Below are 13,967 nucleotides of genomic sequence, written 5' to 3'. Positions count from 1 at the left end.
GTAGTGAGCATGCCCTAACCTCCCGCTCACGGAGGCGGGTTCCTACGACCTTTTCCTTGCAGAAAGCAGCCCCATGAAGATCCGCAAGAACGCGCTGGCAGGCGTCGCCCTCGCCGCCACCGCCGCGCTCGGCCTCGCAGCCTGTGGCTCCGGTTCGTCCTCCTCCGGCAGCAGCGCCGGCGCCGACGGCAAGCCCTCCGGTGAGATCACGGTCTACAACGCCCAGCACGAATCCCTCACCAAGGAGTGGGTGGACGAGTTCACCGCCGAGACCGGCGTGAAGGTGACCCTCCGCCAGGGTTCGGACACCGAGATGTCCAACCAGATCATCCAGGAGGGCCAGGCCACCCGCGCCGACGTCTTCCTGACCGAGAACTCCCCGGCCATGGCCCAGGTGGAGAACGCCGGCCTCTTCGCCGACGTTGACCCGGCCACCATCGGCCAGGTCCCCGCCGAGTTCCGCCCGTCCACCAACAAGTGGACCGGCATCGCCGCCCGCTCCACCGTCCTGGTCTACGACAAGACCAAGATCAGCGAAGACAAGCTGCCCAAGTCCATGCTGGACCTGGCCAACCCGGAGTGGAAGGGCAAGTGGGCCGCGTCGCCGTCGGGCGCCGACTTCCAGGCAATCGTCTCCGCGCTGCTCGAGCTCAAGGGTGAGGCCGCCACGGAGGCCTGGCTCAAGGGCATGAAGGACAATTTCAAGGCCTACAAGGGCAACAGCACGGCCATGAAGGCCGTCAACGCCGGCGAGGTGGACGCCGCCCTGATCTACCACTACTACTACTACGGTGACCAGGCGAAGACCGGCGAGAACTCCAACAAGGTCACGCCGTACTTCTTCAAGAACCAGGACCCGGGCGCGTTCCTCTCCGTCTCCGGCGGCGGCGTGCTGAAGTCCTCGAAGAACGCCGGCGCGGCCCAGGCCTTCCTGAAGTTCATCACCGGGAAGAAGGGCCAGGAGATCCTGCAGAAGGGCACCTCCTTCGAGTACGCGATCGCCTCCGATGTGCCGTCGAACGACAAGCTGGTCCCGATCAAGGACCTGCAGGCACCCAAGGTCGATCCGGCCAAGCTCAACTCCGCCAAGGTCACCGATCTGATGACCAAGGCAGGACTGCTCTAAACCAGTGACCAAGACGCTGGCGGCTCCCGGGACCACCGGAAGCACGACGACGGCGGGCCGGGGCAAGCGCCCCCGCCCGCCGTTCGGCGTGTCCGTGGTGGCCATCCTGGCGGTCCTGATCGCCCTGTTCTCCCTCCTCCCCCTGGGCTACGTGGCGGTGATGACCGTCGCCACCGGCTGGGACACCGCAGTCAGCCTGATCTTCCGGGCGCGGGTGGGTGAGCTGCTGCTGAACACCGTGCTGCTGATGGTCTTCACCGTCCCGCTCTGCCTGGTGATCGGCGTCGGCGGGGCGTGGCTGGTGGAACGGACCACGCTTAAGGGCCGCCGGGGGTGGGCCGTGCTGCTGGCCGCTCCCCTGGCCATCCCGGCGTTCGTCAACAGCTACGCGTGGGTCTCCGCCGTCCCGTCACTGGGCGGCCTGTGGTCCGGGGTCCTGATCGCCACGCTGTCCTACTTCCCGCTGGTCTACATTCCGGCCGCGGCCACCCTCAGCCGGCTGGACCCGGCGATCGAACAGTCCGCGGCGTCCTTGGGGCTGGGCGCGTGGCGGGCGTTCTTCCGGGTGGTGCTGCCGCAGCTGAGGATCGCGATGACCGGCGGGGCGCTGCTGGTGGCGCTGCACCTGCTGGCCGAGTACGGGGCCTTCGCGATGATCCGCTTCGACACCTTCACCACCGCGATCATGGTCCAGTACCAGTCCACCTTCAACGGGGCCGCCGGCAACATGCTGGCCAGCGTGCTGGTGTTCTTCTGCCTGATCCTGCTGCTGGTGGAGGTCCGCGGCCGCGGCACCGCACGCTACGCCCGGGTGGGTTCCGGGGCCCAGGCGAGGGCCCTGCGGCTGCCGCTGCGCTTCTACCAGGCACCGGCCCAGCTGTTCCTGCTGGCCGTTACCGCGCTGGCGTTCGGCCTGCCGCTGACCTTCGTGGTGCGTTGGATCGTCGCCGGCGGCGCGGACATCTGGTCCGCCGAAGAGTTCCTGCCCGCTCTGCTGCAGACCCTGGGCTACGGGCTGGCCGGGGCCGCCGCCACCACCGTCGTCGCGTTTCCGATGGCCTACCTCGCGGTGCGCCGGCCCAGCTGGTTCAGCAAGGCCCTGGAACTCTCGAACTATGTCACCAGCTCGATGCCCGGGATCGTCGTCGGCCTGGCCTTCGTGACCGTCAGCATCAGGGTGGCGCCGGACCTGTACCAGACCACCACGCTGCTGATCGCCGCCTACGTGCTGTTGTTCCTGCCGCGTGCGCTGGTGAACCTGCGCTCCGGGCTGGCCCAGGCGCCGAAGGAACTGGACGAGGCCGCCCAGGCCCTGGGCAAGCCTCCGCTGCTGGCGTTCCTGCGCGTCACCCTGCGGCTGACCGCCCCGGCGGCGGCCGGCGGCGCGGCGCTGGTGTTCCTGGCGATCGTGAACGAACTGACGGCCACGCTGCTGCTCTCCCCGAACGGCACGCGCACCCTGGCCACCGAATTCTGGAGCAAGAGCAGCGAGATCGACTACGCCGGCGCCGCACCGTATGCGCTGCTGATGATCCTGCTCTCCGCCCCGATGACCTACCTCCTCTTCCAGCAGTCCAAGAAAGCAGCGGGACAGTGACCGAACAACACCCCTCCCGGCTTCCGGAACCCCGGATCGCCGCCTCCGTGGCGCCCAGCACCAACAGCCACCTGGAGGTTGCGGCCGTGACCAAGAACTTCGGTTCGCAGGCGGTGCTCAAGGGCGTCAACCTCTCCGTGGCCCGCGGCGGCACGACGGCGATCGTGGGCCCGTCGGGGTCGGGCAAGACCACCCTCCTGCGCCTGATCGCCGGGTTCGAACATCCGGACACCGGCAGCATCTCCCTGGGCGGGCAGAAAGTGGCCGGTGACGGCGTCTGGGTCCCGGCGCACAAGCGGCAGGTGGGCTACGTGGCGCAGGACGGCGCGCTCTTCCCGCACCTGACCGTAGGCCAGAACGTGGCGTTCGGGCTCGACGCCGGTAAGCTCCCGGGCGGGCACCGCGGCGTCAAGGCGCGGGTAGCGGAGCTGCTGGAGATGGTGGCGCTGGACCCGGCGATGGCCAGGCGCCGGCCGCACCAGCTCTCCGGCGGCCAGCAGCAGCGCGTGGCGCTGGCCCGCGCCCTGGCCCGCGAACCGGAGCTGATGCTCCTGGACGAGCCGTTCTCCGCCCTCGACGCCGGCCTGCGGGTGGCCACCCGCCGCACCGTGGGCAAGGTCCTCCAGGACGCCGGGGTCACCACCATCCTTGTCACCCACGACCAGGCCGAGGCGCTCTCCTTCGCGGACCAGGTGGCCGTGATGCGCGGCGGCAAGCTCGCCCAGATCGGCAACCCGTTCGTGGTTTACACCCGCCCCGCGGACCGGGCGACGGCGGAGTTCCTGGGCGACGCCGTGATCCTGGACGCCTGGATGGAGGGGTCCCTGGCCACCTGCTCGCTCGGCGGCATCCCGGTCCGCCGCCCGCCGGCGCAGGGCCGGGTCCAGCTGATGCTGCGGCCCGAACAGATCCGGATTGCCGAGGACGGACCCATCCGCGGCACCGTGGTGGACACCGACTACTTCGGCCCCGAAACCACGGTCCGGCTCCAGCTCCCGGTCCCGGCGAAGCTGGCCGAGGGCGACGTGGCGGACCACCGCTACCCCGGCGGCGGCGAAATCATCACCATCCGGCACTGGAACGCCTCGATCGCCCGTCCCGGTACCGAGCTGTGCCTGCGTGTGGTGGGCGAGGCCGTGGCCTTCCCGGTCGAGGACACCCCGCAGGCCTAGGACCCTCCCGGGACCTCGGGGTCCTAGGCTGGTCGGATGAGCGTACAACCAGCCCTGCACCGCCAGCACTGTTCCGTGGCCGCCCCCACCCAGCTCTGGCTGGACGCCGAGGGCCGGCTGGCCGACGGCGGCGGCTGGTTCACCGGTCTGCTCCACGGGGACACCCGGATGCTGAGCCGGGCCGAGACCACGGTCAACGGCTTCGCCCCCGAACCGGCCACGGTGGAGCCGGCGCCCGGCGGGGTGCTCACCGTGCGCGGCCTGGTCCGCGGCATCGAGGGCCCCACCGAGGACCCCGCCGTCGAACTCGTCCAGACCTGGACCGTGACCCCCGGCGCCGTCCGCGTCTCGCTCCGGCTGGCCACCTCGCTGCCGCAGCTGGACGCCGAGGTCCGGGTCCGGCTGGCGGCCGACTTCACGGACATGGCCGCCATCCGGCTGGGCCGCTTCCGCGAGCCGCTGGAGCCCGTGTCCGCGGATGGGTCCTCGCTGCGGTGGGCCGAGGAGGGCAAAACCCTGACCGTCGCCGCGCCGGACCGGGTGGAGGACGGTTGCCTGGTCTGGCGCGGCACAGCGTCCGCCGGGCGCCCGATGGAGGCCGAGTGGCAGGCCACCCTGACCGACACCGGCGACGCCGTCGTCCCCGCACACGTCCCGGCGGCCCGGTCCGTCCGCGACCGCCCGGCCGGGCCGCTGGGCGCCCTGCTGGATAACTCCCTCGACGAGCTGGACGGGCTGCGGCTGGCCACCCGCACGGCCCCGGACGCCCCGTTCCTCGCCGCCGGCGCCCCCTGGTACTTCACCCTGTTCGGCCGGGACTCGCTCTGGGCCGCGCGGCTGCTGCTGCCCTTGGACGCGGCCCTCGCCGCGGGCACCCTGCGTGCCCTCGCCGCCTATCAGGGCACGAAGACGGACCCCGCCGCGGCGGAGGAGCCCGGCAAGATCCTGCACGAGTTGCGGGCCAAGGAACTGATTCTCGAGAGCCAGGCGCTGCGGCTGCCGCCGGTGTACTTCGGCGCCGTGGACTCCACGCCGCTGTGGCTGTGCCTGCTGGGCGAGCTCGGCCGCGCCGGCACCGACGACGCCGCGGTCCGCTCCCTCCTGCCTAACGCCGTGCGCGCCGCGGACTGGCTGCTGGCGGCGGGGGCTGCGGGGCGGGACGCCGGCAACGGCGGGTTCCTCAGCTACCAGGACACCTCCGGCCATGGGCTGAGCAACCAGGGCTGGAAGGACTCCCGCGACGCCATGCAGTTCCGCGACGGGCGCCAGGCGGACGGGCCGATCGCCCTCGCCGAGGTGCAGGGCTACGCCTACCAGGCCGCCCTGGAGGCTGCGGACCTCTTCGACGCCTACGGCGAACCGGGCGCCGCGGAGCTGCGGGACTTCGCCGCTGGCCTCAGGGGTGACTTCCGCGAGCGCTTTTGGGTGGAGGACGACGGCGGCCGGTTCCCCGCCATGGCACTGGACGGCCACGGCACCCCGCTGGATGTTCCCGGCTCGAACATGGGCCACCTGCTTGGCACCGGGATCCTCGACCCCGCCGAGTCCCGGCTGGTGGCGGACCGGCTGCTGAGCCCGGAGCTGTTCTCCGGTTACGGCCTGCACACCCTCTCCCGCCGGGCCACCGGGTTCTGGCCGTTCAGCTACCACTGCGGATCGGTCTGGAGCCACGACACGGCCATTGCGGTGCGCGGACTCCTGGCCGAGGGGTTCACCGAGGAGGCGCGGGTGCTGGCCGAGGGGCTGCTGGCGGCGTCCGCGGCCTTCGGCCACCGCCTCCCGGAGCTCTTCGCCGGCGTGAGTGCGGCGGAGTCGCGCACGGCGGTGCCGTATCCGGCCTCGTGCCACCCGCAGGCGTGGTCCTCGGCCTCGGCAGTGGTCCTGGCGCAGGCCCTCGGGGTGGCCTTCTAGGCGTCCGGCGACGTGCGCCGGGCGCTGCGGAGCCCGTCGACCAGGACCGCGACGCCGGCGAGCGCCACCGCCAGGCCCAGCGAGGCCACCACGTCGGTCAGCCAGTGGTAGCCCAGGTAGAGCCGGCTGAAGCCGACCACCAGCGTTCCCAGCACGGCACCGGCCAAGGCCAGGGCCGCCGTCGAACGCCGTGCCGGGCGGGCGGCCGCGCTGCCGAGCAGCAGGTACCCGAGGACCAGCAGGAACACCCCAGCGCCGAGCGTGTGGCCGGAGGGGAAGGACAGCGCGTCGTCCGGGCCCATCAGGAAGTCAGAGGCGGACGGCCGGGCGCGGGAGACCATCTGCTTGACCAGCGTGGTGGCGCACGCTGCGGCCAGCACCGCCGCCAGGAACAGTCCGGGGCGCCAGAGTTCGCGCCGGAGCAGTGCCCAGCCGAGGGCCAGCAGGCCGCCAATCACCGTGAGGACGGCCGGCGCGGTGACGGTGCTGACCGCCGTGAGGACGGCAGTGGCCAGCGGGGACCGGTGGTCCACCAGGGCGTCGTGGATCCCGCCGTCGAACACGGCCAGCCCGGAGTTGGTCTGGATGCCGGCCACCATCAGCCAGAAGACGGCCTCCCCGGCCACCAGCAAGGCCGCCGCGGAGAAGAACACCGTCCGCTGCGAGGGCGGGGTCCGGAGGGCTCCGCGCTGCTGCTGGCGTTCGGTAATAGGCACTGGTCCACCTTGCCACATCCGGCTGTCCGCCCTCCGTGCGGTTACCGGGAACTCCCCGGGCCCGAACTTTCGGGGTCTTGGTTCGCAGGGCGCTGATTCTCCGGGCGCTGGTTCTCCGGGCCGCGGGGTTTGCGCGCCTGCGGGTGCGGGGTCTCGTGACGGGCCAGCATCTCGACGAACCCGGCGATCTTCCGCTCCCGGGTTGCGGCCTGCTTCACGGCGTTGGTCCGGTAGATCAGCGCGTACCGGTTGACGGAGGTGAGGACCTCGAACATGGCCTGCGCCCGAGGGTCCGCCGCGATCGCCGCGGCAAGGTCCGCCGGCATCTCGGCGGTCGCCTGACCCTCGTAGGCAGCCTCCCAGCGGCCGTCCGCCTTGGCGCTCTCGACGGCGGCCCGGCCCGCGGGGGCCATCCGCCCCTCCGCCTCGAGCCGCGCGATCCGGTCCACGTTCCTGGCCGACCAGACGCTCTTCGGACCCCGGCGGGTCATCCGCTGGAACGAGCTCTCCTCGTCCCGGCGCCGGCCTTGGCCGTCGATCCAGCCGAAGCAGAGGGCCTCCTGCAGGGCGGCCTCGTAGTCCAGCTCGGTGACCGAGCCGCCCTTCTGGTGCAGCACCAGCCACACGCCGGGGCTGGTCCCGTGGTGGTCCTGCAGCCATGCCCGCCACGCGGCGGCGTCCTTCACCAGCAGTTCCATCAGCTCAACAGCCATGGCACTATTGTGCTCCCGGCCCACACCCACGAGGGAGACCCCCATGCTGCGCGTCCGTCCCATCCACTACACCTCCCGCATGGACGAGTGGGAGCGGCTGCTGACCGCGCTTGGCCTGGTCAAGACGGTGGACGACGCCACCTGGCGCGAGTTCGACGCCGGGTCCGGCCGCCTGGCGCTGCATTTCGCCGAGGCCGGCTCCGCGGAGGACGGCAGCACCGACTTTGGCGTCGAGGTCGGGGACCTGGCCGAATTCGCCCGCCGCACCGCGGAGTCCGCCGGCACCGCCGGGGCTCCCGACGGTTCCGGCCAGGGCACCCGGGCGGAGGTCCTCGACGCCGAGCACGGCTCCACCTGCAAGGTCACCGCCGCCGACGGGTTCAGCTTCCTGGCCGACCCCGCGGTCCGCGCGGCCGACGGCGGCTGGGGCGGCGTGCCGGACGCCGACCCGGACCTCGCCGTCGTCGGCCTCTGGTTCGCTGCGGATCCCGCCACCGCCGCCCGCACGCTGCGGGACATCGGCGCCCGCCCGCGCCCTGTCCCCGGCACCGGAGCCGCCACCGGCAGCGCAGAGGAAGCCGAGTCCTTTACCGCCAAGAACGGCGGGATCCTGATGATCGGGACGGGCGCACCGGGTGCAAGACAGGCTGCGGCGGGGCTCGCGTTCGAGTACGCCGGCGACCTCGGGGAACTGCGCCGCCGGCTTGAGGATGCCGGGGAGGATGCGGCCCTGGTGGAGCAGTCCCCGGTCCCGCTGCTGCACCTGGCCAACCCGGACGCGGAGGCCGGGGCCACGCATGCCCACCCGCTCTGGATCTCCCGGGCCCCGGCGGCGGACTGACCCCGTCCACCACGTCCGTCCAGCCCGGATGGGGTAGAACTTAAGCATGAACGTGCGCACCCCCGACCCGAATCCCGGCTGGCTCTCCGACGACGACCTCTTCGAGGCCAGGGGCCGGTTGCCGATGGTCTACGTCGAGGCCGTCCCGGTCCGGCTGGACCCGCTCGGGTTCGTGAACGAGGTGGGAACGCTGCTGCAGGCCGACGAGGACGGCACCATGGTCCGCTCCCTGGTCTCCGGCCGCGTCCTGTACCGCGAAACCATCCGCGCCGCGCTGCTGCGGCACATGGAAAAGGACCTCGGCCCGCTGGCGTTCCCGCAGCTGCCGGTCAGCCCCGTGCCGTTCACCGTGGCCGAATACTTCCCCTCCCCCTCCCACACCGGCTACACGGACGACCGGCAGCACGCCGTCGCCCTGGCCTACGTCATCCCGGTCACCGGCGAGTGCTCCCCGCGCCAGGACGCGCTCGAACTGACCTGGATGACCCCGGATGAGGTGCTCCGCTCCGACGTCCAGCTTGAGTTCAGCGGCGGCCGCGGCGCCCTGATCCGCCAGGCCCTCGCGTTCGCCGGCGTCGGCCACTAGCTTCCGCGGCGCCGGGGCCCAGCCGTCCCGCGTCCCCGATCCGGCGCGCCGGTCTTTGTAGACTGGTGGGCGGACCGAAAAGAATTTGAGGACTCCAGATGACCCACCCCACAGCTTCCGTGAACTATGGAGAACGGCAGGCGGGATCTCTGCGGCCCGGGGATCTGCTGCTCCTGCCCGACGCGACGCGCACCGCCGAAATCGCCAGCGTCGCCGTCGATAACGACGACTTCGGCACCCCCGCCCTGGTGCGCGCCACCCTGACCGGCGGCGGCGTGCTCAGCATCGCGGCCGGGTCCACGGTGCTGATCCAGGAACCGGAATCCTCGGGAGGATCAACCGCGTCGGCCGGCGATTCCCCCGCCGACATTCCTTCAGCTCCCGGTGCGGCGGAGTCCGTCTCCGCGGCCGACGCCGGCGCCCCCGCGCAGGCCGACGCCGACGCGTCCCTGCCCGCCGTCGTCGTGCCCCCGCCGCCTGCCTCGCCGCCGGCCGTCGTCGGCCCCAGCGAAGCGGACCTGGCCCTGATCCCCACCGCCGAGGGCACGCCCGAATCCGTCGTGGAGGCCGCTGCCGCGGCGCATCCCAAGGATGCCGGGGTGCTGTTGCTCAGCGACCGGCTGGCCAAGGGCATCAACACCAAGTCCGGCAGCTGCCTCAAGGACCTCAGCGACCTGGCGCACGAACTCTTCGTGGTCCTCGGCGACGCGGAGCACGCCCTGGCGGTCGCGGACCTGCTCACCGTGCTGCCGTTCGACGGCAACCCGGGCCGCTGGGCCTCCGTGGAGGCCGCCCTGGCACTGGCCAGCTACATCTGCCGGCAGCGCGGCGACGACGAACGCGCCGCCGTGTACGAGAAGTTCCTCCGTGCCCCCGACGCCATGGAAACGGACCCGTTCAAGGCCCGGATCAACGCCAAGGTCCGGCAGCGGTCGCTGAACGAGCCGAACCTGTACGACAAGGAAATCTTCCGCGCCATCGACAACTCCAACCGGGACGCCGAGCGGGAATGGCGGCTGCTGCGGCTCGAGGCCCTGCTGTTCCTGCGCGCCCACGGCGGATCCCAGACCATCGGCGGCGCCGAACTGGAACGACGGATCACCAACGAACTGGATTTCGTCCGCGGCTGACGCCTGCACTCCGTCCGGCCCGGCCCTACCCGCGGGGATGGGGTCGGAGTACATTCGGGCCCATGACGAACAATCTGTCCGTGGTGATCAACGCCGACGCGCAGCAGGTCTGGACCATGCTGCGGGAACCCGCGAAGGTGGCCCAGTGGCACGGCTGGGAGGCCGAGGACCAGGCGGCGGAGATCAACGCGATCTACTTCGGTCCCAAGGTCATCGAAAGCGCGGACCACACCTCCTTGGTGGTCGACGGCGGTGACATCTTCACCCTCAAGCCCGTCCCCGGCGGCACCGAGGTCAGCATCACCCGCGCCGCCGTGGACCACAACTCCGAGTGGGCGGCCTGGGACGAGGACATCACCCAGGGCTGGCTGACCTTCCTGCACCAGCTCCGTTTCGCCCTGGAACGCCACCCCAACGGCCGCCGGAAGACGCTGTTCTTCGCCGTCCCGGGCACCGCGGGCTCGGTGATCGACAAGCTCGGCGTGGGCGATGTCCCGGCCGCCGGCGAGCCGTACTCCCTGACCCTGGCCACCGGGGAAGCGGTTTCCGGCAAGGTCTGGTTCCGCAGCAACCACCAGGTGGGCCTGACCGTCCAGGACTACGCCGAGCACGGCGAGGGCCTGGTGATCATCGCAGACCAGCCCGCCATCCCCGAGCTCCGGCCCGACGGCGGATCCCTGGTGATCGTGTCCACCTACGGGCTCGGCGCGCACCGGCTCGAGGAGATCCGTGCCGTCTGGGATTCCTGGCGCGCGGCAAACTACCCCTCCACCGACCCCGTCGCCTGAGGCGGCGCACCCGGGGCGGCGCACCTGCGGCGGAGCCCCCGGGGCCACCCTCCCTGAGGTGGGGCTTCCGCGCGGCAACTGGCACACTTGAACGGTGCCTGCGAATCCTGAAACCACCCCCTCCTCCGCCCTGCCCGCCAAGCAGTCCGACTTCTCCTTCCGGGTGGGCAAGCGCCTGAGCGAGACCTGCTCGCCGTCGCCGGAGCAGGTGGCGGAGAACGGCGGGGCCTTCCTGGGCCGCACCGGCACCATCAGCACCCCGCACGGCGAGATCCAGACGCCCGCGTTCATCGCCGTCGGCACCAAGGCCACGGTCAAGGCCGTGCTGCCCGAAGCCGTCGCGGACCTCGGCGCGCAGGCCGTCCTCGCCAACGCCTACCACCTCTACCTGCAGCCCGGGGCGGACATCCTGGATGAGGCCGGCGGGCTGGGTGAGTTCATGAACTGGCAGGGGCCCACGTTCACCGACTCCGGCGGGTTCCAGGTGATGAGCCTGGGGTCCGGTTTCAAGAAGGTCATCGACATGAAATCGGTGGACCACTCCGGTCCCGACGACGCCGTCGCCCCCGGCAAGGAACGCCTGGCCCACGTGGACGAGGAGGGCGTGTGGTTCAAGAGCCACCTCAACGGCGACAAGCACCGGTTCAGCCCCGAGATCTCGATGAACGTCCAGCACCAGATCGGCGCGGACATCATGTTCGCCTTCGACGAGCTGACCACCCTGCAGAACTCCCGCGGTTACCAGGAGGAATCCCTGGAACGCACCCGCCGCTGGGCCGAACGCTGCATCACTGAGCACTTCCGGCTCACCGGGGAACGCACCGGCAAGCCGTACCAGGCGCTCTTCGGCGTCATCCAGGGCGCCCAGTACGAGGACCTGCGCCGCAAGGCCTGCCGGGACCTGGGCGCAATGAACTTCGACGGCTTCGGCATCGGCGGGGCCCTGGAGAAGGAGAACCTGGGCACGATCGTGCGCTGGTGCAACGAGGAACTGCCCGAAGACAAGCCGCGGCACCTGCTGGGCATCTCCGAACCGGACGACATCTTCACCGCGATCGAGAACGGCGCAGACACCTTCGACTGTGTCTCCCCCACCCGGGTGGCCCGCAATTCCGCGTTCTACCACCCGGACGGCCGCTTCAACCTCTCCGGCGCCAAGTACAAGCGCGACTTCGGGCCGCTCCAGGAGGGCTGCGACTGCTATGCCTGCCAGAACTACTCCCGGGCCTACATCCACCACTTGTTCAAGTCCAAGGAGATGCTCTCGGCCACGCTCATCTCGATCCACAACGAGCGCTTCGTGGTGAAGATGGTCGACGACGCCCGGCTCGCCATCGAGGACGGCAGCTTCTTCGAGTTCAAGGCCGAGACCCTGCGCCGGTACTACTCCTAGGACCGTCGGGTAGGCTGACCCGATGTTCATCGAGATTCCTGCCGCAGACGGCACAGCCGAGGCCATCGTCGCCCGCCCCACCACCGGTGAGGGCCCGTTCCCGGGCGTCATTTTCTACATGGACGCCTTCGGCCTCCGCCCGCGCATTCAGGAGATGGCGCAGCGGATCGCCGACTGGGGCTACGTCGTCCTGGCCCCGAACGTCTTCTACCGCGAGGGCACGGCCACGGAGCTGGCACCGGCCGGCGACATGAGCACCCCGGAGGGCCGCGAGGCCGCCGGCGCCGCCGCGTTCCCGCGCGTCGGCCGCCTCACCAGCGACAAGGCCGTCCCGGACATCGACGCCTGGGTCCGCGATCTTCGCGAGCTCGACGGCGTCTCCGAGGGACCGATTGGCGTCACCGGCTACTGCATGGGTGCCCGCCTCGCGGTCCGCACCGCCACCGCCCACCCGGACCAGGTCGCGGCCTGCGGCGGTTTCCACGGCGGCGGCCTCGCCACGGACGAGCCGGACAGCCCGCACCTGGGCCTGGAGCACGCGCGGGCCACCTTCGTCTTCGGCCACGCGGACAAGGACCGGAGCATGGACACCGATGCCGTCGCCCGGCTGGGTGAGGCGCTGAACGCCGCCGGCCTGACCGCCAGCAACAAAATCTACGAGGGCGCCCCGCACGGCTACTCGATGGCGGACACGTCGGCCTTCCACCCCGAGGCCACCGAGCGGCACTTCCGCGAACTCCGGGAGCTCCTGGACTCGACCCTCAAGGGCTAGCCCGCAGGGCCCGGTATAGGGCTAGGAACCCGGGTCCCTCCGGCGTCGTTCCCTGCCCTTCCCTTCCCCGGCCTCCCCTGCCCGCCCATTTCGACGGTTCCCTGCCACCTAGACGCTCCTGAACGTCTACCCGGCGGGGAACCGTCGAAGCGGCGGGTATCCACATAACCACGGTGAGCCCTGGCTGACACGGGATGCCTTACCGAAGCTGGTGGCATGGCCCCAACACTTCCGCCGACACCGGACCTGTGGCGCACGGACCATCTCCTTGCCGCCGGATTTACGTCCCGCACCATCGCCCGGCTGGTGCAGGATGGCAGTCTCGTCCGGGTGCGCCGCGGCTGCTATGCCCGTGGCGACTGGTGGCGGGCCCTCAACGGCACCGCCCGGCGTCGTCAACTGGTCTTCGCCCACGCGTTGGGGACACTGACGACGTCGGCGGGCGCCTTCGCCTACAGCCACCTGTCCGCTGCCGCCCTCCACGGCCTGAACCTGTGGAAGGCCGAGCAGCGCGTCCATCTCACCCAGGCGGGCACACCGTCCCCGGTCTCCCATGGGCGCGACGTCGCCGCCCATACCGGCGCCCTGTCCAGCGGTGATCTGTGTTTCGTGGCGGGGTTGCCCTGCACGTCGCTGGAACGCACGGTGGTGGACTGTTGCCGGATGTTCTCCGTGCAGCAGTCCGTCATCCTGGTCGACCACGCCGCCCGGCTAGGCGCCGACATGGACCTGCTGCTGGCCATGTGCGCAGGGCTCGCCGGGCGAAACGGCGTGCTGGCACTGCGCCGCGCCCTGCAATTGGCTGACCCAAGGGCCGAGTCGGCCGGCGAAAGCCTGACCCGGGAGTTGTTGGACCGCTTGGGATCGAGCCGCCCGAGCTGCAATATGTCGTGCGCACGCCGCTGGGCGAGCACCGGATGGACTTTGCCTGGCCGGAGCTCCGGGTGGCTCTGGAGTTCGACGGGCGGGCAAAGTACTTCGACTACGGTCCGGTGGCGGACGCCGTCTTTGCCGAGCGGCGGCGCGAGAAGGCCCTGATGGAGCAGGGCTGGACCTTCCTAAGGATCGAGTGGAAAGACCTGTTTAACGAGGTGGAATTCAAGTACCGGGTCCTGCGCGCTCTCGGCAAGGCCAGGGAGGGTGCCGCGAACCCGCTTCGACGGTTCCGCGCCGGATAGACGCTTCCGCCCATCGGTCCGGCGGCTAACCGTCGAAACGGGGG

At 71.0% G+C, this 13,967-nt stretch carries 13 protein-coding genes and 1 pseudogene; 12 read left to right on the top strand and 2 right to left on the bottom strand.

Going from position 1 to position 13,967, the window contains the following annotated elements; genetic code table 11:
* Positions 1 to 73: 73 nt before the first annotated feature.
* The 4 genes from ACFVY3_RS11075 to ACFVY3_RS11060 are packed head-to-tail and all read left to right on the top strand — an operon-like array spanning position 74 to position 5,806.
* Entirely contained in the window at positions 74 to 1,126 is a 1,053-nt protein-coding gene (locus ACFVY3_RS11075) for an iron ABC transporter substrate-binding protein (RefSeq protein WP_290256695.1), read from the top strand.
* Between the two features lie 4 nt (positions 1,127 to 1,130).
* Positions 1,131 to 2,723 (top strand): ABC transporter permease, encoded by a 1,593-nt coding sequence (locus ACFVY3_RS11070; RefSeq protein WP_400159740.1) that lies wholly within the window; start codon positions 1,131 to 1,133, stop codon positions 2,721 to 2,723.
* Entirely contained in the window at positions 2,720 to 3,895 is a 1,176-nt protein-coding gene (locus ACFVY3_RS11065; RefSeq protein WP_290256697.1) for an ABC transporter ATP-binding protein, read from the top strand. Before ACFVY3_RS11070 ends, ACFVY3_RS11065 begins: the two co-directional genes overlap by 4 nt.
* A 36-nt stretch (positions 3,896 to 3,931) precedes the next feature.
* Positions 3,932 to 5,806, top strand: a complete 1,875-nt coding sequence (locus tag ACFVY3_RS11060) for a glycogen debranching N-terminal domain-containing protein (RefSeq protein ID WP_400159739.1) — start codon at positions 3,932 to 3,934, stop codon at positions 5,804 to 5,806.
* Here ACFVY3_RS11060 and ACFVY3_RS11055 read toward each other — a convergent pair.
* A complete protein-coding gene (locus tag ACFVY3_RS11055; protein ID WP_400159738.1) occupies positions 5,803 to 6,522 on the bottom strand; it encodes a phosphatase PAP2 family protein in 720 nt (239 codons plus the stop codon). The two genes, ACFVY3_RS11060 and ACFVY3_RS11055, sit on opposite strands and share 4 nt — an antisense overlap.
* A gap of 41 nt (positions 6,523 to 6,563) precedes the next feature.
* Positions 6,564 to 7,235 carry a YdeI family protein gene (locus ACFVY3_RS11050; protein WP_400159737.1) on the bottom strand — a complete coding sequence of 224 codons (672 nt, stop codon included), beginning with the start codon at positions 7,233 to 7,235 and terminating at the stop codon, positions 6,564 to 6,566.
* Between the two features lie 43 nt (positions 7,236 to 7,278).
* On the opposite strand from ACFVY3_RS11050, the gene ACFVY3_RS11045 reads away from it, so the two are divergent.
* The 8 genes and pseudogenes from ACFVY3_RS11045 (at position 7,279) to ACFVY3_RS11010 (ending at position 13,923) form a co-directional block, all read left to right on the top strand.
* On the top strand, positions 7,279 to 8,076 hold the full coding sequence (locus tag ACFVY3_RS11045) for a VOC family protein (RefSeq protein ID WP_400159736.1): 798 nt from the start codon (positions 7,279 to 7,281) through the stop codon (positions 8,074 to 8,076).
* Positions 8,077 to 8,122: 46 nt separating this feature from the next.
* A complete protein-coding gene (locus ACFVY3_RS11040; protein WP_290256702.1) occupies positions 8,123 to 8,662 on the top strand; it encodes an NUDIX hydrolase family protein in 540 nt (179 codons plus the stop codon).
* Positions 8,663 to 8,760: 98 nt separating this feature from the next.
* Positions 8,761 to 9,792: a DUF6707 family protein gene (locus ACFVY3_RS11035; protein WP_400159735.1), complete on the top strand. Its 1,032-nt coding sequence runs from the start codon at positions 8,761 to 8,763 to the stop codon at positions 9,790 to 9,792.
* A gap of 62 nt (positions 9,793 to 9,854) precedes the next feature.
* Positions 9,855 to 10,580, top strand: coding sequence for an SRPBCC domain-containing protein (locus ACFVY3_RS11030; protein ID WP_400159734.1), 726 nt, complete (start codon positions 9,855 to 9,857; stop codon positions 10,578 to 10,580).
* 94 nt (positions 10,581 to 10,674) lie between these two features.
* Complete coding sequence (gene tgt, locus ACFVY3_RS11025) at positions 10,675 to 11,973, top strand: tRNA guanosine(34) transglycosylase Tgt (RefSeq protein WP_400159733.1); 1,299 nt, start codon at positions 10,675 to 10,677, stop codon at positions 11,971 to 11,973.
* A gap of 22 nt (positions 11,974 to 11,995) precedes the next feature.
* Positions 11,996 to 12,745 carry a dienelactone hydrolase family protein gene (locus tag ACFVY3_RS11020; protein WP_364136470.1) on the top strand — a complete coding sequence of 250 codons (750 nt, stop codon included), beginning with the start codon at positions 11,996 to 11,998 and terminating at the stop codon, positions 12,743 to 12,745.
* 216 nt (positions 12,746 to 12,961) lie between these two features.
* Positions 12,962 to 13,057: pseudogene (locus tag ACFVY3_RS11015) on the top strand (hypothetical protein); the annotation flags it as partial.
* Between the two features lie 578 nt (positions 13,058 to 13,635).
* Positions 13,636 to 13,923 (top strand): hypothetical protein, encoded by a 288-nt coding sequence (locus ACFVY3_RS11010; protein ID WP_400159836.1) that lies wholly within the window; start codon positions 13,636 to 13,638, stop codon positions 13,921 to 13,923.
* The last annotated feature ends 44 nt before the right edge of the window (positions 13,924 to 13,967 follow it).

The organism is Arthrobacter sp. BPSS-3, from assembly GCF_044628475.1.
Classification (GTDB): Bacteria; Actinomycetota; Actinomycetes; order Actinomycetales; family Micrococcaceae; genus Arthrobacter.
The sequence above is the reverse complement of the archived record's forward strand: the minus strand, read 5'-3'. Positions and strand labels throughout refer to the sequence as shown.